17 protein-coding genes and 1 pseudogene are annotated in these 22,145 nt (G+C 71.1%); 11 read left to right on the top strand and 7 right to left on the bottom strand.

The genetic code is table 11. The features are described from left to right. Nucleotides 1-169 precede the first annotated feature (169 nt). The 3 genes from QLQ12_RS01700 to QLQ12_RS01690 all read right to left on the bottom strand — a co-directional run bounded on the left by QLQ12_RS01700 (nucleotide 170) and on the right by QLQ12_RS01690 (nucleotide 4,409). Nucleotides 170-1,420 carry a vWA domain-containing protein gene (locus QLQ12_RS01700; protein ID WP_282756671.1) on the bottom strand — a complete coding sequence of 417 codons (1,251 nt, stop codon included), beginning with the start codon at nucleotides 1,418-1,420 and terminating at the stop codon, nucleotides 170-172. Further along, nucleotides 1,417-2,601: an AAA family ATPase gene (locus QLQ12_RS01695; protein ID WP_282756903.1), complete on the bottom strand. Its 1,185-nt coding sequence runs from the start codon at nucleotides 2,599-2,601 to the stop codon at nucleotides 1,417-1,419. The genes QLQ12_RS01700 and QLQ12_RS01695 overlap by 4 nt, the downstream gene beginning before the upstream one ends. Nucleotides 2,602-2,699: 98 nt before the next feature. After that, nucleotides 2,700-4,409 (bottom strand): hypothetical protein, encoded by a 1,710-nt coding sequence (locus tag QLQ12_RS01690; protein ID WP_282756670.1) that lies wholly within the window; start codon nucleotides 4,407-4,409, stop codon nucleotides 2,700-2,702. Between the two features lie 1,009 nt (nucleotides 4,410-5,418). Between QLQ12_RS01690 and QLQ12_RS01685 the strand changes: the two genes are divergently transcribed. Both QLQ12_RS01685 and QLQ12_RS01680 read left to right on the top strand, forming a co-directional pair. After that, nucleotides 5,419-5,976, top strand: coding sequence for a response regulator transcription factor (locus tag QLQ12_RS01685; RefSeq protein ID WP_282756669.1), 558 nt, complete (start codon nucleotides 5,419-5,421; stop codon nucleotides 5,974-5,976). 30 nt (nucleotides 5,977-6,006) lie between these two features. Further along, on the top strand, nucleotides 6,007-6,594 hold the full coding sequence (locus QLQ12_RS01680) for a VanZ family protein (RefSeq protein WP_282756667.1): 588 nt from the start codon (nucleotides 6,007-6,009) through the stop codon (nucleotides 6,592-6,594). Here the strand turns inward: QLQ12_RS01680 and QLQ12_RS01675 are convergent. Beyond that, on the bottom strand, nucleotides 6,500-7,699 hold the full coding sequence (locus QLQ12_RS01675) for a glycosyltransferase (protein ID WP_282756665.1): 1,200 nt from the start codon (nucleotides 7,697-7,699) through the stop codon (nucleotides 6,500-6,502). The two genes, QLQ12_RS01680 and QLQ12_RS01675, sit on opposite strands and share 95 nt — an antisense overlap. 449 nt (nucleotides 7,700-8,148) lie before the next feature. Here QLQ12_RS01675 and QLQ12_RS01670 point away from each other — a divergent pair, with 449 nt between their 5' ends. The 5 genes from QLQ12_RS01670 to QLQ12_RS01650 are packed head-to-tail and all read left to right on the top strand — an operon-like array spanning nucleotide 8,149 to nucleotide 14,445. Then, nucleotides 8,149-10,104 carry a nucleoside-diphosphate sugar epimerase/dehydratase gene (locus tag QLQ12_RS01670; protein ID WP_282756663.1) on the top strand — a complete coding sequence of 652 codons (1,956 nt, stop codon included), beginning with the start codon at nucleotides 8,149-8,151 and terminating at the stop codon, nucleotides 10,102-10,104. A 50-nt stretch (nucleotides 10,105-10,154) separates the two neighbouring features. Then, entirely contained in the window at nucleotides 10,155-11,411 is a 1,257-nt protein-coding gene (locus QLQ12_RS01665) for a nucleotide sugar dehydrogenase (RefSeq protein ID WP_282756662.1), read from the top strand. A gap of 20 nt (nucleotides 11,412-11,431) precedes the next feature. Beyond that, nucleotides 11,432-12,115, top strand: coding sequence for a sugar transferase (locus QLQ12_RS01660; protein ID WP_282756660.1), 684 nt, complete (start codon nucleotides 11,432-11,434; stop codon nucleotides 12,113-12,115). Next, entirely contained in the window at nucleotides 12,105-13,187 is a 1,083-nt protein-coding gene (locus tag QLQ12_RS01655) for a hypothetical protein (RefSeq protein WP_282756658.1), read from the top strand. Before QLQ12_RS01660 ends, QLQ12_RS01655 begins: the two co-directional genes overlap by 11 nt. A gap of 46 nt (nucleotides 13,188-13,233) precedes the next feature. Next, on the top strand, nucleotides 13,234-14,445 hold the full coding sequence (locus QLQ12_RS01650) for a hypothetical protein (RefSeq protein ID WP_282756657.1): 1,212 nt from the start codon (nucleotides 13,234-13,236) through the stop codon (nucleotides 14,443-14,445). An 858-nt stretch (nucleotides 14,446-15,303) separates the two neighbouring features. Here QLQ12_RS01650 and QLQ12_RS01645 read toward each other — a convergent pair. Next, nucleotides 15,304-15,627, bottom strand: coding sequence for a hypothetical protein (locus tag QLQ12_RS01645; protein WP_282756656.1), 324 nt, complete (start codon nucleotides 15,625-15,627; stop codon nucleotides 15,304-15,306). 33 nt (nucleotides 15,628-15,660) lie between these two features. On the opposite strand from QLQ12_RS01645, the gene QLQ12_RS01640 reads away from it, so the two are divergent. The 3 genes from QLQ12_RS01640 (at nucleotide 15,661) to QLQ12_RS01630 (ending at nucleotide 19,186) form a co-directional block, all read left to right on the top strand. After that, on the top strand, nucleotides 15,661-16,098 hold the full coding sequence (locus tag QLQ12_RS01640) for a hypothetical protein (protein WP_282756654.1): 438 nt from the start codon (nucleotides 15,661-15,663) through the stop codon (nucleotides 16,096-16,098). 872 nt (nucleotides 16,099-16,970) lie between these two features. Then, the gene (locus QLQ12_RS01635; RefSeq protein WP_282756653.1) at nucleotides 16,971-18,557 is read left to right on the top strand and encodes an MFS transporter; all 1,587 of its coding nucleotides are present in this window, start codon (nucleotides 16,971-16,973) and stop codon (nucleotides 18,555-18,557) included. A gap of 14 nt (nucleotides 18,558-18,571) precedes the next feature. After that, nucleotides 18,572-19,186 (top strand): TetR/AcrR family transcriptional regulator, encoded by a 615-nt coding sequence (locus QLQ12_RS01630; protein WP_328518248.1) that lies wholly within the window; start codon nucleotides 18,572-18,574, stop codon nucleotides 19,184-19,186. A 4-nt stretch (nucleotides 19,187-19,190) separates the two neighbouring features. On the opposite strand, the pseudogene QLQ12_RS01625 reads toward QLQ12_RS01630, so the two are convergent. Continuing rightward, nucleotides 19,191-19,845, bottom strand: a pseudogene (locus QLQ12_RS01625) (response regulator transcription factor). Next, nucleotides 19,842-20,669: a histidine kinase gene (locus tag QLQ12_RS01620; protein WP_282756649.1), complete on the bottom strand. Its 828-nt coding sequence runs from the start codon at nucleotides 20,667-20,669 to the stop codon at nucleotides 19,842-19,844. The pseudogene QLQ12_RS01625 and the gene QLQ12_RS01620 overlap by 4 nt, the downstream one beginning before the upstream one ends. 165 nt (nucleotides 20,670-20,834) lie before the next feature. On the opposite strand from QLQ12_RS01620, the gene fdhA reads away from it, so the two are divergent. Further along, nucleotides 20,835-22,067, top strand: coding sequence for a formaldehyde dehydrogenase, glutathione-independent (gene fdhA / locus QLQ12_RS01615; RefSeq protein WP_282756647.1), 1,233 nt, complete (start codon nucleotides 20,835-20,837; stop codon nucleotides 22,065-22,067). Nucleotides 22,068-22,145 lie beyond the last annotated feature (78 nt).

Below are 22,145 nucleotides of genomic sequence, written 5' to 3'. Positions count from 1 at the left end.
GGGCCGGTGCTCCGCCCTTCGGCGTGGACGAGGGCGCCGCCGTCCTCGCCGGCCCGCACCAGCGCCTGGTGATGTGACGCCACCAGGCGGCCCCCCGATCCCCGCGGCCGATCCCGGTGGATCGTCGCGGGTGAGCCGCCTGGCGGCGCGTCTGCGGCACGGCGAGGAGTCAGCCGATGGTGACCACCCGGGCCCAGTCGGGCGGACCTTCCGGGTGGTAGTCGGGGTTGTCCTCGTCGACGTGGACGGGCCGGCGGAACAGGCCGACCACCGTCCGGCACGGCGGCTTCCGGCCCGGCCACGGAGTCTGGCCGTCGGTCAGGACCACCACCACGTCGGGGGCCGGACGGGCGGTGAGGGCCTGGTCGAGCCCCGAACGCATGTCGGTGCCGCCTCCGCCGATCAGCGAGATCCCCTCGGCGGCGCAGACCGGGCCCGCGACGTGCGTGGCGGCGTCGCAGGACAGCACTCGGACCATGTCGCGCCCGCCGCCGACCGCGCGGGCGATCGCGGCGACCTCCAGGAGAGCGCTGCCGAGCTCGCTGTCGCTCACCGAGCCGGAGGTGTCGACGACCACGGTGACCCGGGGTGGGCGGCGCCGCAGGCTCGGCAGGATCACCCCGGGCAGGCTCGCCGACCGGCGGGCCGGGCGGCTGTAGACGTAGTCCTCGCCGACGCCGGGAGCCGACGCGGCCGACCGGATCGCGGCGCCGAGCAGCCGCCGCCACTGCTGCGGCGGGTGGACCACTTTCGTCGCCCAGCGTCGCCAGCCGGCCGGGGCGCTGCCCGGGTGGCCGATGATGCCCTGCGCCACCCGGTGGCGGACCAGGGCTCGTTCCTGCTCGTCGAGGCCGTGCGCGCCGTCCGGCCCGAGTTCCCACGCCCGGTCGAGACCGTCGGCGCCGCTGCCGCAGTCCAGCCAGATCAGGTGCCGGGAGTACCGGCGGATCGAGATCTGCGGCAGGTACTCCTCCATGAGCCGGCCGGCCGGCAGCGCCAGCATGCCCGGATGGGGCGCCCCGGTGGGAGTGGGCAGGCCGTCGCCGTACGCGTCGTCGTTGATCTCCAGGTCCGCGGCGATGTTCATCCGCAACCGGTCGCCGGGCTCGGTCAGGTCCTTCGCCGCCGCCAGCCGCTCGCCCCGGCCGTGATGGTCACGCAGCAGGTGGGAGACCTCGTGCACCCAGACCGCGGCCAGCTCCCGCATCGGGGTGACGGTCACGAAGGCGGGGGAGACATAGCAGCGCCAGAACCGGTCGACCGCCATCGTCGGCACGCTCCACGACACGATCGGTCTCAACGCGAACAGCGCCGTCGCCAGATAGGGCCTCTTCTGTGCGGCGAACAGCCGCGCGGCATAGAGCTTCTCCGCCTGCTCCGTCGAGAGTTCCGCCCGCCGGGGAGCTTCCACGGTGGTCATCGGCTCGCACCCACCCGCCGGGAGAGCGTCACCACCGGGGCGAGCCGTTCGATCGCCGCCGGCACCGACCAGTCGTCGCGGCGCAGCGAGGCCAGAGTGGACGCCGGCACCACCACCAGATCGGGAGCGCCGGTCTCCAGCGCCCGCACCAGCACCGCCCAGGCCGCGTCCCAGCGGGCCCGCTCCGGCCGCTTACGGACCGCCTCGACCACACCGTCGAGCGTCGCCTGCCGCAGGTCGCCGCGTTCCGGCAGGATCGCCGAGCCGGGGTCGGCGAGCAGCGACTCCGGGTCGGGCAGGTCCATCCGGTCGATGAAGGCCAGCAGTTCCAGGCCGGGCCCGTCGCCCACCGTGCCGCGGACCAGCATCGACAGCACCTCGCGGGACGTGCCGGCGGCGACGGCGAACGCGACCAGCCGCAACGTCATGTCCCAGCTGCGCGGTGACGGCCACGGCCCGCCCCGGCGGGTCTCACTGTCCGGCAACCGGTGCACCAGCGTCGGCCGTGCCTCCAGGAATCCGCAGATCGCCCGCCGTGCCCGCGCGACCGCCTGCGGCAGTCCCGCCGCGTCGAGCCGGGGCAGCGTGGCCCGGGGCCAGGTTCCGCCGAGGCCGCGGACCACCACGTCGTGCTCGAAAGCCCACTGAAGGTGCACGAACCGGTTGGCCAGCGGCGGGCTCAGCTCCCACCCGTCGGCGGCGGACGACCGTGGATTGGCGGCGGCCACGATCCGTACTCCGTCGGGCAGCCGCAACGCGCCGACCCGCCGCTCCAGGACCACCCGCAGCAGGGCCGCCTGCACCGCCGGCGGCGCGGTCGACAGCTCGTCCAGAAACAGCAGGCCGTGCCCGGTCCGGACCAGCTTCACCGCCCAGTCCGGCGGCGCCATCGGCACACCCTGCACCGCCGGGTCGTCGCCGACGACCGGCAGGCCGGCGAAGTCCGACGGCTCGTGCACGCTGGCGATCACCGTGGTGAGCGGCAGCCCGAGGCCGTCGGCGAGCTGGTTGAGGGTGGCTGTCTTGCCGATGCCCGGTTCGCCCCAGAGCAGCACCGGCAGGTCGGCGGCGACGGCCAGGGCGAGGGCTTCGAGCTGGTGGTCCGGCCGTGGTTCGGTGCCGGTGGTGGTGAGCAGCGCGAGCAGTTCGGCGGCGGCGGGCAGGGTGGGGTCGGTCAGCATCACGTCGATCACCTTGGGGGAGACGGGTGGCCGCACGGCGGCCACGGAGGAGGGTGTGCGGGGGAGGGCACCCGCACGAAGCGGGGCGAACGTCCCGGTCACGAGGTTGCGACGGCCCACTTCGGCAGCCGGTGATGCCGTCCCCGCCGGCCGGCCCGGTCGGCGCGCTCGGCCCGGCAGGCGCGCCGGACCCCGTTGACCCGGCCGGATCGCCCGGCCCGCCCGGTGCGTCCGGCGCGGTGGGGCCGCCCGTCGCGGCTGGAGCGGCAGGTGCGGCCGGTGCGGGCCGACCGCAGGTGGGGCGCGACCCGCAACCAGGCCGGCACCCGGGCGTTCGCCCAGGCCGGGACACGTGTGGTCAGCCCGGCGCGGTAGAGGCCGTGCGTGATCCGGGCTTCGGTGGCATCAGTGAAAGCGTCCAGCAACGGGCCGTCCGGCAGCCGGGCCCCGGGCCCGAGCAGCGCCTCGACGATGGCCAGCGCGCCGGCGTGATCACCGTGGTCCAGCCGGGCCCGTATCTCGTCGAGGCGATCCGGGCTGCGTGCTTCGGAGGCGATCACCCGCAGGCACGGCAGCGGCGGCCCGCCGAGCGAAGCCAGCAGTTCCTCCCGGCGCAGGTCCTCGGACGAGTGGTCGAGCGGCACGAAGACCCCGTCGGTGAGCGCGAGCCGGTGCGTCCGGCCGCAGCACTCGACCAGCCGGACGCCCTCGCTCACCCCCGGCGGGCGGGTCTCGCCGTGGCGGCGCGTCCCCGGCCGGGCGCCCTGGTCAGCGCGCGACCCCGCGAATCCCACGGTGATCGGTGGCGTCTCGGCGTTCGTCGTGGCCCGCGGTTCCGCGAAGCCCGGCGAGGCCTCGTCCGTGAGCGCCTCCGCGACGAGAGGGTGAAGGTCGTCCACGCCGATCAGCCCGGCGTGAAGGAGTTCCAGGTCGAGCGGCAGACAGGTGGCCGCATAGGGCAGGACCGCGCCCGTCGTCCTCTCCCGCGCGTCGGTGAAGCGGGTGCCACGGCCGTCCTCGTCCAGCAGCAGGCGACGCCCGCCGCCGAGCCGGACGACGACCGGCCCGTCATACCGGTCGGCCACGCGCAGGATCTCCGCCTCTGCCCGCCACCGGTGCACGGCATAACCGTGACTCGCCGGCACCTCGGCCATCCAGGCCTCAGCGGTCCGAGCCTCGGCGGTCCAGGCTTCTGTGGTCCAGGTTTCCGGAGCTCGCGCTCCGGCCCCCATCTCGTCGGCCGTCATCGTCTCGTGGGACGAGCCCGAGCCGCGCGCGATGCCACATCGTTCGCGCAGGTCCACGACGCGGTCCGCGGCCCAGAGGTGCTGATGCAGGTCCAGCCGGAACCGCCGGTCGGGCCGTGACCGCGGGTGCGGCCCCGGATCGTCGGCAGTGGAATCCCACAACGCCAGGCTGATCCGCTGCCCGGCGTCCGCCCAGGCCGGCGCGGTCCGGACGACCAGGTGCAGCTCATGGCCGGGATCGGCGTAGCGGGCCAGCGACAGGGTCAGGCCCGGCCGCAACAGGCCGTCCCCGGCGGCTCGTGGCAGATGCCATCGCAGCAGGTCAGGTGCGAGCCGCCGCAGGTCGGCACGAAGGACTCCCGCGAACGCACGTCCACGGGCACGGGTCACCGCACGGAAATCAAGATCCACATCGACGCGGGCGGCAGCGCACGCCCCGGCCCAATCCCCGGCGAGCCGGCGGGCGGTAGCAGTTTCGATCATCGAGGCCGGCACGGCGAAATTCCGCACGCGCCGCCAGTGGAGAAGACGGGCCTTCCCGTTCACCGCAAGAGAGCGCATCAGCACTCACCTTTTGTGAACGAGACCCCCGTTCCATTCGCGAAGGTATCCATTGCCGGGGAGCGTACATCCTCGGCGCAAGCCTTGTCAGCCCGAAATTCAAGGGCCGATCAATCCGCTTTCGTACGCTCGGCGCAGCCGTCAACCGCACTCATCCCGTCCCGCCCGTCCCCCGCGAGGCCCGCGCGGGGCACGGCCCCGGCGCGTCTTTCGGGCATGTCCCGCGCCGGTGTGCCCCAGCACTGGCGCGCCGGTGTGCCCCAGCACTGGACCGCAACCGCCTCCGCGCCGGTGCCACCGTCCGCCTCCCCGCCGGCTGCTGTGCCGGACCAGGTAAGACGGCGCCCGGGGTGACCCGGTTTCCGTCGGCGACGCCGGGCCGGTTCGGTGAGCCCGGGCACGGGCCGGACGCCGCTGCGGCCGTACACCCCGGAGGAGAGCGGCCGTGAGCCACTCGGGCGAGGGATGGACATAATCGTTTTCGGTCGGATGAGGTTTTCTCGTTTTCCGAAGATCAAGAATGGGCGGCATAACGGTCCGGTTGCGAAGGGGGAACCGTTATCACTTTCAGGTGATCGGAATGGCGAAAATCGATCAGTTCCCGGTACCTTTGGTCCAGATATAGCGGGACATCCGCCAGGTTTCCGAGGAGTAAATGATCGATGTCCAGGAAATTTCCGACTCCCGTTAAGTTGATCCGGCATACCTGACTCGTTCGATCGGCTATGGACAGGTGCGCAGAGCGCGTCGGCCAGTTACGTTATGTGTGTGACCAATGGTGATCTTCATTGGCACGGATCGTCGCTGAACTGGGAGGACATCTGTTTTCCTGGATCACCGGAAGATCTGTCGCCCCGAGGTCCACCGAATGGACACGGGGCGATAGAAAGGTAAGTGCGTCCGACGTTCTGCGAAGGTCGACGAACCGGCCGGCGCCGGCGTCCATCGGCGAGGTGGTGTGATGATCCGGGTCGTTGTGGTGAGAGACGAGGGATACTTCGGTGTCCCCGTGAGAGCGTTGCTCGAGACCGAACCGGACATGCATTACGTGGACACCCTGCCGATCAACGGTGATCTGGCGCAGCGTGCCGCGCAGCTGTGGCCCACCGTCGTCGTGATCGACACGCAGTACATGGTGAGTCAGGTCCTGCCGATGGCCGACGCGCTGCACACCGCGATCCCGTCCTGCTCGATGCTGCTGCTGTGCGATCCGTCCAAGCGCGGCATGCTCCCGCCGCGCCGGTGGAACGGGGGGCTGAACTTCCTGGTCAAGGACAGCTCGCCGACGATGCTGGCGGACGCGGTGCGGCGCCTGGCCCGTGGCGAGCGGGTGGTGTCGCCGATGCTGCAGGCGGCGTCGCTCAACACCGACCGCGGGCTGAGCACACGCGAGCTGGAGGTGCTCGGCCTGGCGGCGGAAGGCGACTCGGTGAAGGAGATCGCGGGGCGGCTGTATCTGTCCGGCGGAACGGTCCGCAATTACCTTTCCGCGATCATTTCCAAGACCGGGGCGCGTAACCGTCTCGATGCGATCCGTATCGCCCGGAAGCAGGGCTGGCTCCGCTGAGAATCGCCGGCGAAGGTACCGTGGAAACGGATGCCAACCCATCAGATCGACATCCCGGCGCTGCCCGTGCTCCTGCCCCTCGGCGTGGCACTGATGATCTTCACTGGGCTGTTTCTGCGCCGCCGGGGGCTGCTGACCGCCGGCCGGCTGCTCCTGGGCTGGTTCGCGGGGTGGTACGCGGTGGCCGTGCTCGGCGCCACGTTGCTGCCGATGCACATGGCCTGGGGTGGCGACTACGACCCCGACCACTACCGGTTCATGTTCATCCCGCTGCTGGAGATGCGGCCGCTCGACTTCGCGCTCAACACGATCATGACGTTGCCGCTGGCCGGGCTCCTCTATCTGCTCTTCGGGATGCGCGAGGAGCGCCGGCTGGTGCGGACCGGGTTCCTCATCAGCCTCGCCATCGAGACGATCCAGCTGGTCATGCTGTTCACCGTCGACGGCAACCGCTGGGCCGACGTCAACGACCTGATGTCCAACACCCTCGGCACCTGGCTCGGCTGTCTGGGGTTCCGGCGGCTCATGCGTTCCGCACACTTCCGCCGGGCAGTGGAAAGCTGTTCTTTCGTCCGAACCGTGCGAACCGCCCGCGATACGTCAGCAGCGGCCCGATGACCCGGCGCCGCACCGGCCGGGCCGAGATCCCCTCGTAGAGGCGGCCCACCGAGGCGACCAGATGATCGGCGTCGTACCGTACGCCCGCTGATCGCGACGGCAACCGCGCGCCGCGCCGTTCGGCGAGGCACAGCATCTCGGCGCGCAGCGCCCGCGGCAGCGACTCCCGGTCCTGGGAGAGCCGGTGCGTGCCGCGGATCGCGGCGCGGGCGGCCGCGCGTTCCTCCAGCGGCACACAGGAGCCGTAGACGGCCGGCAGCCCAGCGGCCACCGCCTCGAGCGTGGCCAGCCCGAACGTCGCCTGGCCGGGGGAGGCGAAGACGTCCATGGCGCAGAGCGTCTCGCGGGGGTGGGTGACCGCTCCGGTGAACAGCACCCGGTCGGCGACGCCCTCGATCTGTGCGAGCCGCTCCAGGTCGGCCCGCGCGGACCCGTCGCCGGCCAGCAGAAGCACCGCCTCCGGCACCTCCGTGATCGCCCGGATCAGCAGGTCGAAGCGCTTGTCCGGTTCGAGCCGGCCGACACCGCCGATCACCGGCAGCTCCGGCGCGATGCCGAGCCGGGCGCGGGCGGCGGCGCGCAGTGCCGGGTCGTACCGGAACTCGTCGGTGTCGATCGCCTTGGGGATCGTGGTGATCCGCCGCTCCGGTACCCCCCAGGCGCGCAGCCGGCCGGCGATCACCGGGGAGGGGGCGATGGTGATCTGGCCGAGGCGTTCGCCGGCCAGATAGAGGGCGCGGACGGCGGCGGAGGCCCGGCGCCCCTCGATGACCTCGGTGCCCAGGTGGTGCTCGGTCGCTACCACGTGCGGCACCCCGGCCAGCCGGGCCGCGATCCGGCCCTGCACGCAGGCCCGGTAGAGGTGGGTGTGCACGATGTCGTACCGGCCGGTGTGCATGAGCTGGCGCAGCCGCCGGACCGCGGCGGGGTCGTGGTCACGTGTGCTGGTGACGCGGTGCACCCGCGCGTCCATGATCTCCGCGTCGGCGCCCGGCGGCCCCAGTGTCGCGATCTCGCTCTCGTACGGCAGCCGGCGTACCAGCAACCGCAGTTGGTGCCCGGCCCCACCCGGACCCAGCGTGCTGATGACGTGCAGCACCCTCATTCTTTGTCCCCCGGTCGCATTCTCGACAGAACGCTTGTGAAACCCGCCGTAAAGACGCTGCCGGAAACGGCGTCGCGACGGAAGTCGCAGATGTCACGCCTAAGGCGAGAGGTTCTCACGCTCGGTATGACATCCTCCGCCGAATGGCCATGCCGGGCGCCCGAAAGTATCTGAAGGAAATGCCGATCAAGGGCCTGCTCACGCGGAAACGGTGAAAATGAGGATTCCTCACGTACCGTATGACAATTGCTACTGTAAACCGCTCTCTCCGACTGGAACGCTGATTTTGCGAAAGGCCGGAAGGGGCGTTGCGTAAGCGAGTCGCGGCCGCATTTCACTGTCCGAGGGAATGCGTTTGCCAGCGCTCGCTCTTCTTTGTTCTCGACTTCAGCCTTGCACGAGCGAAGGATCCGCGGCCGGCTGCGCCGGCATCGTACGAGGGGGAATCCATGCAGGTACGGCGACGCGCGTCCGGCGGCACAGGAGCCGACGCGACCCCCGGCGAGTGGCCAGGCCCGGGCCCGAGCCCGGTCCCGTGGTACCGCCGGGCTCTGCCGGGCCGCGCCGCGCGGGCGGTCATCGACGCGCTGGCGCTGGCCGCCGCGTTGCTGATCGCGACGCTGCTCCGGCACGACGGCCACATCAACGAGGTCGGCTTCTTCGGCCTCATCGCGCTCTCCGCGGTCGCGGCGGTGGTGCACACCGCGGCCGGCATCCACTTCGGCCTCTACACCGGCCGCTGGGCGTACGGCTGCTTCGAGGAGATCGCCGCACTGGTGAAGACCGCCGCGGTGGCCACACCCGTAATCCTGCTCCTGGACACCGTGCTGGGCCGGCTGGTGCCGCGCTCGGCGATCATCGGCGCCGGGCTGATCGCGCTGGTGCTCACCGCCGGTGTCCGCTACATGGTCCGCTCCATGCAGGACAGCCGCCTGCGGCCGTCGCCGGAGCACGGCGCCCGGGTCGTGGTGATGGGCGCCGGCGAGGGCGCCACCCAGGTCATCCGGGCGATGCTGCGCAGCCCGCGCAGCCGGTACGTGCCGGTCGCCCTGCTCGACGACGACCCGGCCAAGCGCACCTTCCGGGTGATGGGCGTCCCGGTCGTCGGCACCCGCGACGACATGGCCGAGGTGGTCCGCCGGTTCAGCGCCGAGGCGGTGGTCATCGCCATTCCGAGCGCCAGCGCCGACCTGATCCGCAAGCTCACCGATCTGGCGCAGCCGCTCAACGTCGACCTCAAGGTCGTTCCGCCGGTGGTCGAGCTGTTCGGCCGCACCGTCCGGGTCGAGGACATCCGCCCGGTCAGCCACGAGGATCTGCTCGGCCGCCGAGAGGTCGGCATCGACCTGGCCGCGGTCGCCGGTTATCTGTCCGGCCGCCGGGTGCTGGTCACCGGCGCCGGCGGTTCGATCGGCTCCGAGCTGTGCCGGCAGGTCGCCCGGTTCAACCCGGAGAAGCTGGTCATGCTCGACCGCGACGAGTCGGGACTGCACGCCGTGCAGCTCTCCCTGGACGGCCGCGGCATGCTCGACGACCGCAACCTGGTCGTCGCCGACATCCGCGACCAGCAGCGCCTCGACGAGGTGTTCGCCGAGCACAAGCCGCACGTGGTCTTCCACGCCGCGGCTCTCAAGCACCTGCCGCTGCTGGAGATGCACCCGTCCGAGGCGCTCAAGACCAACATCATCGGCACGTACCAGATCCTGCAGACCGCGATCCGGCACAACGTCGACCGGCTGGTCAACATCTCCACCGACAAGGCCGCCGACCCGTGCAGCGTCCTGGGCTACTCGAAACGGATCACCGAGCGGCTGACCGCGGCCGCCGACGCCGCGGCGTCCGGCACCTACTGCAGCGTCCGGTTCGGCAACGTGCTCGGCTCCCGCGGCTCCGTGCTCACCGCGTTCGCCGCGCAGGTGGAGGCCGGTGGCCCGATCACCGTCACCCACCCCGACGTCAACCGGTACTTCATGACCGTCCAGGAGGCGGTGCGGCTGGTCGTCCAGGCGGGCGCGCTGGAGAGCAAGGGCGAGGTGCTGGTGCTGGACATGGGCGAGCCGGTCCGGATCGCCGACGTCGCCAAGCGCATCGCCGAAGCCGCCGAGCAGCACATCCAGATCGTCTACACCGGACTGCGCCCGGGCGAGAAGATCGCCGAGATCCTGCTCGGACCGGGCGAGCCGGACCACCGGCCGAACCATCCGCTGATCTCCCAGGCGCCGGTGCCGCCGCTGGACGGAGCCGTCCTCTCACTGCTCGACGCGTCGGCGCCGCGCGAGGACCTGATCGCCGTCCTGCACTGGCTCTCCGCGAGCCCGGCCCTGCCCAAGAAGCCGCATCCCGTCATCGCCGGCAAACAGCGCCGTCCCGAGTCGGTCGCCGTCCCGCCGGGCCTGCGGTCGTGAACCGCAGACGCAAGTTCCGGTCGGAGAAGAGTCGTAAGGAGAGCACGCCCATGCGGGTCGTCATCGCCGGTCAGGGATACGTGGGATTGCCGCTCGCGGTCCGCGCGGCCGAGGTCGGGCACACGGTCGTCGGGTTCGACGTCGACGACGAGCGGATCAAGCGACTGGCCGCCGGGGAGTCGTACGTCGACGACGTCTCCTCGGCCTCCCTCCAGCGGATCCTCGCGAACGGCTCGTTCCACCCGTCGTCCGACCCGCGCTCGTGCGCCGGATTCGACATCGCGGTGATCGCCGTCCCGACGCCGCTGCGCGACGGCAGCCCCGACCTGACCTACATCGAGGACTCGGCCCGCACCCTGGCCCGCTACCTGCGGCCGGGCGCGACCGTCGCGCTGGAGTCGACCACCTATCCCGGCACCACCACCGAGCTGGTGGCGCCGCTGCTGGAGGAGGGTTCCGGGCTGATCGCGGGCGTCGACTTCCACCTCGGATACAGCCCCGAGCGCATCGACCCGGGCAACAAGGAGTGGAACCTGGTCACCACCCCCAAGGTGGTCTCCGGCATCGACCCGGCCTCGCTCGCCGCGGTCCAGGCCTTCTACGCCTCCGTCGTCGAGCAGACCGTCCCGGTCTCCGATCCCAAGGTCGCCGAGCTGGCCAAGCTGCTCGAGAACACCTTCCGGCACGTCAACATCGCCCTGGTCAACGAACTCGCGGTGTACGCCCACGACCTCGGCATCGACGTCTGGGAGGCGATCAGCGCCGCCAGCTCCAAGCCGTTCGGCTACATGCGGTTCGTGCCCGGCCCCGGCGTCGGCGGGCACTGCCTGCCGATCGACCCGTCCTATCTGTCGTGGCGGGTGCAGCGGACCCTCGGCCAGAGCTTCCGGTTCGTCGAACTCGCCAACGACATCAACAACCACATGCCGGACTACGTCGTACGCCGCCTGGTCGCCGCCCTCAACCAGCGGCGCAAGTCGGTCAACGGCGCCACGGTCCTGCTGCTCGGCCTCGCCTACAAGAAGAACAGCGGCGACGCCCGGGAGTCGCCGGCGCGGCGGGTCGCCACCCTGCTGCTGGACATGGGAGCGGTCGTGCGGGCCGCCGACCCGCATGTCGTCGAGGACTCCCACGTCGACAGCCGGGTCGAGCGGGTGCCGCTGACCGCCGACCAGATCGCCGCCGCCGACGCCGTGGTCCTGCTCGCCGACCACGACGACTTCGACCTGGACCTGGTCCTCGAACACGCGCGCTACGTGCTGGACACCCGGCACCGCCTCACCGGACCCGCCGTCGAGTCGCTCTAGCTCTCTCCCCGGAGGTAATCGTGGACCTCGAACGCCTGCTCTGGAACGGCCTCAACCGGCTGATCGCCTTCGTCATGCTCCTGTTGCTCAGCCCCGTGATGCTGGCTCTCGCCGCCTGGATCCGGACGGCCGACGGCAAGGGCGTCCTCTTCGTCCAGGACCGGGCCGGCAAGGACGGCGTGCCGTTCCGGATGCTGAAGTTCCGCTCGATGGTGCACGACGCGGTCGCGATGAGCGCCCAACTCGGCATCGACGACCCGTTCGGCCTGGTCGAGAACGACCCGCGGATCACCCGGTGCGGCCGCTTCCTGCGTCGGACCAGCCTCGACGAGCTGCCCCAGCTGATCAACGTGATGCTCGGCCAGATGAACCTGGTCGGCCCGCGCCCCGACGTGCTCCCGCAGGTCGCCGGCTACTCACCCGAGGACGCCCGCCGCCTCGAGGTCAAACCCGGCATCACCGGCTGGGCCCAGGTCAACGGCCGCGACGACATCGACTGGCCGCAGCGCTTCAAACTCGACCGCTGGTACGTCGACAACTGGTCGCCCCGGCTCGACCTGAGCATCCTCTGGCGGACCGCGGTCACCCTGAACCGGGGCGAGCCGCCGGTCCACGTCGACCAGCACAACATCACCCGGGCCACAGCCGAATCCCAACCCCAACCCCAACCGGCGCCGCAGCACGAGGTCAGCCGTGCCGCCTGAGCCGCCCCGCGAGATCGGCTCGGAGTACCACTGGGACCCGGCCGCCCTGCTCGATCCCGAGCGGGGCGGCCTGCCCGGCTGGCTGCCGGCCCGGCGGGAGCTCTTCGCCACCGGGTGCGGGGCGCTCAGCGCGCTGCTGCGGCTGCTCGCCCCGGCCGGGCGGCTGCACGTGCCCACCTACTTCTGCATGGGCGTCGCCGAAACGCTCGCCCACCAGGCGCCGATCGCCTGGTACCGGCACCTGCCGGACCGGCGCGGGCCGCACTGGGAGACGCTGCGCGTGACCGGCGGCGACGTCGTCCTCGCACAGAACCTGTTCGGCCGCGACGACGGCACGGCGTGGGACGCGTGGATGCGGGCGCACCCGGACGTCACGGTGATCGAGGACCACTCACACGACCCGTTCAGCACCTGGGCCTGCGCCAGCACGGCCGCCTACGCGGTCGCCTCGCTGCGCAAGACGCTGCCGCTGCCGGACGGCGGCCTGCTGTGGTCGCCGCGCGGGCTCGACCTGCCGGAGCCGTCCGGTGCGACGTCCGCCGGCGCCGACCTGAAACTGGCGGCGATGCTGCTCAAGGCCGCCTGGCTGGAGGGGCGGCCGGTGCCCAAGGACCGCTTCCGCGCCCTGCAACAGCAGGGCGAACACCAGCTTCTCGGCAGCGCGGCGCCGGCGTCCGCCTTCACCGCGGCGATGCTTGCGCTTCTAGACATCAACGGGGTACGGGCGGCAAGCGCCCGCAACGGGGCCGAGGTGGAGGCGGCGCTCGCCGGGCGTACCCCGGATGGTTTCGAGATCCTTGGGGGTGGGGGTTTCCGGGTGCAGTTGACGTGCCCGTCGGCCGGGGCGCGCGATGAGCTGCTGGCGTTCCTGGCCGGCAACCGGATCTTCGCGCCGGTGCACTGGCGGCAGGACCGGTCCGGGTTCTGGAGTGGCGACCGCGAGGCCGCGGACCTGGGCGACCGGATGCTGACCCTGCCCGTCGACCACCGATGTGGACCGGGCGATCTGCGGCGGATTGCGGAGGTGGTGAACACGGGGTCGCATGGATCTCTTTCCGGTCATATGATCTGAGCGTGACCGATCGATCCACTCAGCGTGATCTTGGTGGGGGTTGGCGATGACCTCCATGAGCTGGTTCGCGCTGGGTGTGGCCGTGTTCGGCGCGTTCAGCTATGCGATCGGCTCGATCCTCCAGGCGATCGGCGCCAAGCGCAGCCACAGCACGGCGAGCACCCTCGGCCACCCGCTCTACCTGGTCGGCATCGGCTTCGACATCGTCGCCTGGATCGGCGCGGTCGTCGCCCTCCAGCACCTCGCCGTCTACGTGGTCGAGTCGGTCCTCGCCGGCTCGCTCGCCGTCACCGCGGTCGCCGCCTGGCTGTTCCTCGGCTCCAAACTGCGCGGCCGTGACGTCGCCGCCATCATCTGCACCACCGGCGCCCTCGGCGTCCTCGCGCTCTCCGCCGGCCAGCAGCACGAGATGCTGCCGTCCATGCAGGTCCGCATCGGCCTGGTGTCGGCGCTGCTGTGCCTCTGGCTGCTCGGGTGGGGCGCCACCAAGACCGGCAGGCCAGGGCTGATCGCCATGATCGGCGGGTTCTCGCTCGGCGGCGCCGCGATCTCCGGCCGCGCCCTGCAGTTCCCCGAGGAGGAGATGCGGCAGGCGTCCACCGCCGTCGTCGCCGTCGTCACCGAGCCCGTCACCTGGACGATGATCCTGTTCGCCCTGACCGGCATGCTCCTCTACGCCAGCGCGCTGCAGGGCGGCGAGGTCGGCCGGGTCACCGCCGTCCACTGGACCGGCGAGGTCGTCCTGCCGTCGATCATCGCGCTGACCCTGATCGGCGACACCGTCCGTCCCGGATGGGAACTGCCCGCCCTCGCCGCCGGCCTGGTCACCGTCGGCTCGGCGATCGTCCTCGCCTCGGCGCCCGCGGCCGTCGCCCCGGCCGGCGAGGAACCGGCGACCATCGGCGTCCGGCCCGGCACTGTCATGGTGCCGCCGCCACGCGCCGGGCTCGCTCTCATGCCCGCCGAGGCCTGGCGGCTCGCCATCCCCGCCGAGGCATACTGGCCGGCCCTGCAGCCGCCGCTCGTCCGGGGATACGGCACATTCCGGTGGTGGGGTTCGCCGTCCGCGCCACAGCCACTGTGGATCCCGCCGGACCGCACCCTCAGCCCGCCCGGCGCCCTGCCGGCCTGGGCCGGCCCGCAACTGCCGGAGGCGCGCACGGCCAGCGCGGCGCGGCCCGCTCTCCGCCGGGCTCGCCGGTTGCCGGCCCGGCATGCGGCCCTGCCGCCGGGTCGTTCCGGCCGCACCGCCGCCTGACCGAACCGCACCGCCGCCCGGCCGGACCCTTCTTTGGGGAGGTCGCTGTTTAGCCGGACCGCTCCTCGGCTGGATCACCGTTGACCAGACCGTTCCTCGACGGGTTTGCTGTTTTGGCTGGGCCGTTCTCTGGCGGGGTCCCTCCTTGGCCGAGCCGGTCTGCGGCGGGCCCGCCGTTTGACCGCAACGCTCCCCGGCGGTGTCGCTGTGGGCTGGGCCGGTCTGCGGCGAGCGTGCCGATTGATCGGATCGTTCTCCGGCGGTGTCGCCGTTGACCGCAACGTTTCCCGGCCGGGTCGTCGGTTGGCCGGGAACGCCTTGGTAACGGTGTAAGCGCGACACCAGCCTTCGCCTGTTGGCTTTCAGGTGAGTTGATCTGCTGGCCGTGCGGAAGCGCTGTCTCACGGCCGTTTTGACCGCGGATTCGCACGGCCAGCAGATCTACAACCGGCGAAGGAGGCCGCGATCATGGGAAGCACCCGAACTAGGTTCGATCTTGGCCAGTTCTGGCAGTTGGCGGTGAGGACCGTCTCGACCCGCTGGAAAACCGCGCTCACGACCAGCTGGCCAGGGTCGACTTGGCCACCGTGCGCCCGTCGACGCACCCTTCCGGTCGGCTGGCGGTTCCTCAGTCGGGTCGTCTCCTGACCGGCTGTTCCCCGCCGGATCGCCTCCCGACCGGACTGCTCCTCGGCTGGGTCGCCGCTTGTCCGGGCGGCTCATGGCTGGGTTGCCGTCTGGCCGGGTAGCTCCGGTGCCCCCGGTCGGCGTCCGCCGGTCACCTCCACCGAAGTGGTGTATGACCTGGACTGTCGGAATGAATGAGGCGGCCACCGCACATCCTTCGGATTGTCGAGATTACGAAGGAGAGACTGCGATGGCCGCAGAATCGAGTGTGAGCGTCCCCGCGTTGTTGCGCGATCGTCTGGAATCGGCGATCCCTGATCTACTGCGGGCGATGGTGAAAGCGTTCGCAGACGTGTTGATGTCCGCCGAGGCCGACGCGCCCCCCGGCGGATCCTTGCCCACTGTGGCGTCCTGGATCTCTTCCCGGACGTCTTCCCAGCCGACGCGCCCGCTCGACCAGGTCGCGGCCGCTGCCGGCATTGCGGCCATGCCGGGTGCCAACTTCACCGCCGGATGTGCCGAATCGCCCAGCTGATCACCGCGCGGCAGTAGCATCGGGTCACCTTAGATGGCGCGATGGTGGTCGATATGAGCCTGCATTGGTGGTCAATCGAAGTCCTGGACGGGCCGCACTCGTCCGCGGCCCACTGGCGCGACACGCACGAGGAGATCATGGTCTCCGGGGCCATCGCCTTCGGCGCCCGCGACTGGACCTGGCGGGCGTTCTCCTGGGGCGTCCTGTTCGAGATCGCCTTCAGTCCCTCGGATGCTTCACTCTCCTCCGGCTCCTGGACCGACTTCCGTGAGTTGCCGGCTGTCCGGGCCGCATTCGACGCCGTCCCCGACCCGGTCAATGGCCTGCTGATCTACCCCGGGCGTGGCGGCAGTGCCGGTCGCGTCCAGCCGCGCCGGCCCCGGCCGACCGCCGGTGCGGGCGCAGCGTCGATCCCACGGGTGCGGGTGCCGCAGCGTGTCACTCTCGCCACCACCGAACCGGCCCCGACCACTGGCGGCGTCACCGTTTGACCGCCGCCGGCTACCCGCTCCGCCCCTGACGTCCCCGGCCAGCCGCAGCCGGGGACGTCCTTGTCTGGACACGCTTCCGGGTCTGCCCTGGCCAGACCACTTGCTTGGCCGTCCCGTCTGCCCGCTTGGCCGTCCGTCCGCCAGCCTGCCCGCGCGGCCGTCCGTCCGCCGGCCTGGCGGTCTGGTCGTCCGTCCGCTCGTCCGCTCGTCTGCCCGGGCGTTTGCCCGTCCGCCTGGCCGTCCGCCATCCAGCCAGCCCGTCCGTCCGTCTACCCAAACGCGTGCCCGCCCGTTCGCCCGAATCGGCCGTCCGACTGCCTTGCCGACTCGGCCTGCCTTTTCCGCTGCGCCGCCCCCGCCCCGTGCCGACCATGCGTGGGGAAAGCGGGCCGGGATCCCGGAGGCGGGCGTGGAGAGTGGGAGGGCCGTGCCGTGCGGGGAAAGCGGGCCGGGATCCCGGAGGCGGGCGTGGAGAGTGGGAGGGCCGTGCCGTGCGGGGAAAGCGGGCCGGGATCCCGGAGGCGGGCGTGGAGAGTGGGAGGGCCGTGCCGGGGTGGGAGGGGTGGGCCGTCGGGAAGAGGCGGCCCAGCTGGGGTCACGGGCCGGGCTGCGAGGGGGGAGCACGATGAGAGCCGGCCGGGTGGAGCGGCGACCGGGACGGTCTGAGGTTGAGTGCGGGCCGAGTGAGAGCCGGCCGGGTGGAGCGGCGACCGGGACGGGCTTGAGGTTGAGTGCGGGCCGAGGCGGAGAAGTAACCAGGGTGACCGGGGACACTTTCGATACGAGACCGTTCCGTTTTTCTGGGGGCGGCGATAGGTTGCCCTGAGATACGGAACGATTCCGTCTCGGAAAGGTATCGGGGGACGCCGTTCATGAAGACCCAAGCTCAACCTCAGACCGGGCACCCCCGGCGCTGGGCGATTCTCGGAGTGCTGGTCATCAGCCTGCTGGTGGTCGTGCTCGACAACACCGTGCTCAACGTCGCGATGAGCACCATCGCTGACCCGGTCCGCGGGGTCGGCGCCACGCAGAGCGAACTCGAGTGGGCAATCAATTCGTACACCCTGGTCTTCGCCGGGTTGCTCTTCACCGCCGGCATCCTGGCCGACCGGTGGGGCCGCCGCCTCAGCCTGATCGCCGGTCTCGTCATCTTCGGTGTCGCGTCGCTGATCTCGGCATACTCGTCGTCGCCCGACCAGCTCATCGCCGCCCGCGCGGTGATGGGCCTCGGCGCGGCAGCCGTCATGCCGGCGACCCTCTCGATCATCGCGAACGTCTTCGACCCGCGGGAGCGGCCCCGCGCCATCGGAGTCTGGGCCGGCGCCGTCGGCTTGGCCGTCGCCATCGGGCCGGTGCTCGGGGGCGTGCTGCTGGAGCACTTCTGGTGGGGTTCGGTCTTCCTGATCAACGTGCCGATCGTCATCGCCGGTGTGGTGCTGGTGGGCGTGCTCGTGCCGGAGTCCCGCGACCCGAAGCCGGGCCGGATCGATGTGCTGGGCGTTCTGCTCTCCATCGTCGGCCTTACCCTGCTCACCTACGGTGTGATCAAGGGCGGTGAGGACGGCTTCGGCGAGCCGGCCGCCTGGTCCACCCTCGTCACGGGCGTGCTGGTGCTCATCGGGTTCGTGTTCTACGAGCGCCGGATCGCCTTCCCGTCGCTGGATGTCCGCCTCTTCGCGAACCGGCAGTTCTCCGCCTCCACCGGCATCATCGGCCTGGTCTTCTTCGCAGCGATGGGCTCGATGTTCTTCGGCGCCTTCTACCTGCAGATGGTCCGTGGGTATGGTCCGCTCGCCTCGGGCGCGCTCTTCGTCCCGTTCGCGCTCGGCCAGATGATCTTCGCGCCGGCCAGCGCCTCGATGGTCAAGCGGTTCGGCCCGAAAGCGGTCAGCACCGTCGGTCTGATCCTGGTCGCGAGCAGTCTCGCCATCTGGACGTTCATCGGCATCGAAACCCCGATCGCTCTGGTCGCAGTCGCGTTCTTCGTGCAAGGCGTCGGCATGGCGAACGTGATGCCGCCGGCTACCGAGGCGATCATGTCGGCGTTGCCGCGGGAGAAGGCCGGCGTCGGTTCGGCGATCAGCAACACGATCCGCCAGCTCGGCGGAGCACTGGGTGTGGCGGTCCTCGGCGCGGTCGTCTCCTCGGTCTACCGCAGCCGGCTGGCCGAGCCGGCGGGGCTGCCGGAAGCCGCCGCCGACCTGGCCCGTGAGTCGATCGCCGGCGCCTACGCGGTGGCCGGCCAGGCGGGCCCGGCCGCGCCGGCGCTGCTGAACGAGGCCAACGCCGCGTTCGTCACCGCGATGCACTACGCGGCTGTCGGGTCGACCGTCTTCGCTGTGCTGGGCGTCCTCGTGGCGGTGCTCTGGCTGCCAGGCAGGCGGCCGGCGGACACCTCGGCGCCCACGACGGCGGCGGGTCCGGCTGAAGTGCCGGGCCGGGAATTGGCCGACGCGTAAACCGCTCGGTAACAATGAACGCCATGAGCACCAGCACCGGGGCCGGCCAGGAGCGCAAAGCCGCTGGTCGGCCCCGCAACGCCCAAGCCGACGAGAGCATCCTCGACGCGGTTCTGGCGTTGCTGAGCGATGGGCAGAGCGTCGCCGCCATCTCGATCGAGGCGGTGGCAGCCAAGGCCGGCGTCGGCAAGGCGACGATCTACCGCCGGTGGCCCAACAAGGAGGCTTTGCTCATCGACGCAGTCCGCGCGATGAAGGGGCCGCTGCCCGAACCGTCCGGCCGATCGGTGCGGGAGGACCTGATCGCCCTGGTCCGGGCGCACCGCACACCTCGCGCTCAGCGTTACAGCAAGGTGACCGCCTGCCTGCTCCCCGAACTGCTCAAGGACACCGAGCTGGGCCGGATGTATGAGGCATTCGTCGAGCCCCGGCGTGAGATGACCCGCCAGGTGCTGCGGCGTGGTGTCGAGACCGGCGAGCTGCGTGCCGACCTCGACGTCGAGATGACGCAGCTGATGCTGTCCGCGCCGGGGATGATGCAGTCGATGCTGCGGCTGAACCTGGGGGTGCCGGAGGAGAAGTTCGCCGAGACCGTGGTCGACGCGGTCCTGCGCGGCGCGGCCTCCTGAGCTGTCACGAGGCCAGGCCTGACGGGAAGGCGAAGACCACCAGTTGGGGCCCGGTCGCGGGCGCCCAGTTTGACCATCGCCCGGCTCACGTGGGTGCGGGCCGTCGCCGGGCTGACCACCAGCCGGCCGGCGATCTCGTGGTTGGTCAGGCCTTCAGCGGTCAGCGTCACCACCTCGCGTTCCCGGTCGGTGAGCCGGTCGAGCCGTGGGTGGGGGATCAGCCGGCGTGGGCCCTTGGTGACGAACTCGCGAACCAGGGTGCGGGTGACCGACGGCGAGAGCAGCGCGCCACCGTCGGCGACCGTGCGGATCGCGTCGAGCAGCATGACGGGCGGGATGTCCTTGAGCAGGAATCCGCTGGCGCCGAGCCGCAAGGCCTCGAAGACGTACTCGTCGCGCTCGAACGTGGTGAGCACGATGACCCGGGTGGCGGTCAGGAACGCGCTGGTCGTGATGCGGCGGGTGGCTTCCAGGCCGTCGATGCCGGGCATCCGGACGTCCATCAGCACCACGTCGGGCCGCAGTTTCTCGGCCATCTCGACGGCGGCCAGCCCGTCGGCCGCCTCACCCACGATCGTGAGGTCGTCTTCGCTGGTCAGCAGGGTGCGCAGACCAAGCCGCACCAGATTCTGGTCGTCGGCGACCAGGACCGTGATCATGGGGTGCCCACTGCGGGGAGCCAGGCGTCGACGATGAAACGGGCATCCGGCGCCGGGCCGGCGGTGAGCCGGCCGCCGAGAGTGGCGATGCGCTCACACATGCCGGCGATGCCGGTGCCGCCGTCGAGCGGCGTCATCTCGCGGAAGGCGCTGGTCACCCTGATCCGCAGGGCGCTGGTGGTGCTGATCGCCTCCTGCGTGGGGCGGGCCACGCCCGGCTGCTTGGCGAGCACGTGGAGGGCGATGTCGGCCTGCATCTTGATCGCGGCGAGACCGTGGCCGACGATGTCGTGCACCTCCTGCGCCATCCGGAGCCGCTCCTCATGGACGCCGCGTTCGATGGCCTCGCGCCTGTCCCGGGCGACCGACGCGCGGCGCAGAGCGAGGGTGCTGCCGAGGGCGAACGGCATCACCACCCATCCGCTGGCGGGAAAGACGCCGAGGAGGTCGCTCACGTTCACGCCGTCGCTGACGTTGTGCGAGGCGAGGACCGGTAGCGCGGCCCCGGCGGCGATCGCGGCGGTGCGCCACGGTAGGTGACGGGCGACGGTGTAGACGGCGATCGCGAACGGCAGCAACGCCGGGCCGTAAGGGTAGGCGAGGAACATGTAGGCCGTGCTGACGACCGTGGTGACGGCCAGGACCCGGCGCGGGGCGGCCCGTCGGCAGGCGAGCGCCACCGCGTTGACGGCGACCAGGCTGTAGGCGATCGCGTCGATCGCCCGGCCGGCCGGCATGTGCGGGGCGGCCCATCGCGTCCACGCGATCAGCAGCGAGCACGGCGCCAACGCGCCCGCCACGTCACGACTCCGGAAACCGGTCACGCGTCCACTCTGGTCGAGCGGACCACTAAGCGTCATCCACCCTGGGGAGGCATCCCGGATGCCACCTGGGACGTATGGCCGGCGCGTGGTTCAGCATGCGCTACTACGGACGGTTCTCTTCGCGTGACTCTGCGGTGAAGACTGGCCGTGACCGAAGGAGGCAGCATGGGCAACAGAGCGGTTGTCTACCAGGGCCCCGGACGTGTCGAGGTCCGCGAGATCGACTACCCGGGCTACGAGATGCGCGACGGCCCCGGCGTCAACAAGATGAACGTGGGCCGCCGGACACCTCACGGCGCGATCCTCAAGACCGTCGTCAGCAATATCTGCGGCAGCGACCAGCACATGGTCCGTGGGCGGACCACCGCCCCCGAGGGCCTGGTGCTCGGCCACGAGATCACCGGTGAGGTGGTCGACGTCGGGCCGGACGTCGAGTTCGCCAAGGTCGGCGACATCGTGTCGGTGCCGTTCAACATCTCCTGCGGCCGGTGCCGCAACTGCAAGGAGCGCAAGACCGGCGTCTGCCTCAACGTCAACCCGGACCGGCCGGGCTCGGCGTACGGCTACGTCGACATGGGCGGCTGGGTCGGCGGTCAGGCGGAGTACGTGATGGTGCCGTACGCCGACTGGAACCTGCTCCGCTTCCCCGACCGTGACCAGGCGCTGGAGAAGATCCTTGACCTGGCCATGCTCAGCGACATCTTCCCGACCGGCTACCACGGTTGTGTGAGCGCGGGTGTGACAACCGGTTCCACCGTCTACATCGCCGGCGCCGGACCGGTCGGGCTGGCCGCGGCCACCTCGGCGTTCCTGCTCGGCGCGGCCGTCGTCATCGTCGGCGACCTCAACGACGAAAGGCTCGCGCAGGCTCGCAGCTTCGGCTGCGAGACGATCAACGTGACCCAGGGCGACCCGGTGGATCAGGTGCAGCAGATCCTCGGCAGGGCGGCTCCCGCGATCGGGCAGCCGCTGGTCGACTCGGCCGTCGACGCGGTCGGGTTCGAGGCCCGCGGCCATGGGCGCGACGCGGGGACCGAGATGCCGGCGACCGTGCTGAACTCGCTGATGGACGTGACTCGGGCGGGCGGCGCGATCGGCGTCCCCGGGCTCTATGTGACCGGCGACCCGGGCGGCGTCGACGATGCGGCGAAGGTCGGTTCCCTCTCGCTGCGGCTCGGCATGGGCTGGGCGAAATCGCATTCCTTCGTCACCGGCCAGTGCCCGGTGATGAAGTACAACCATCAGTTGATGATGGCGATCCTCTATGACCGGGTGCAGATCGCGAAGAACGTCAACGCCACGCCGATTCCCCTGGACCAGGCCCCGCAGGGCTACCGGGAGTTCGACCAGGGCGCGGCCCGTAAGTACGTGCTCGACCCGCACGGCATGGTGAGGTGAGAGAAGGCCGCCGCCCCGCCAGGGCGGCGGCCGCCCCTGTCAGGGACCGGTGCAGCGCACGTTCCGGTTCGGGCCGGT

It is taken from the genome of Actinoplanes sandaracinus, from assembly GCF_030009775.1.
Taxonomy (GTDB): Bacteria; Actinomycetota; Actinomycetes; order Mycobacteriales; family Micromonosporaceae; genus Actinoplanes; species Actinoplanes sandaracinus.
Note: the sequence above shows the minus strand (reverse complement) of the source record. Positions and strands in the feature narration are given on the sequence as shown.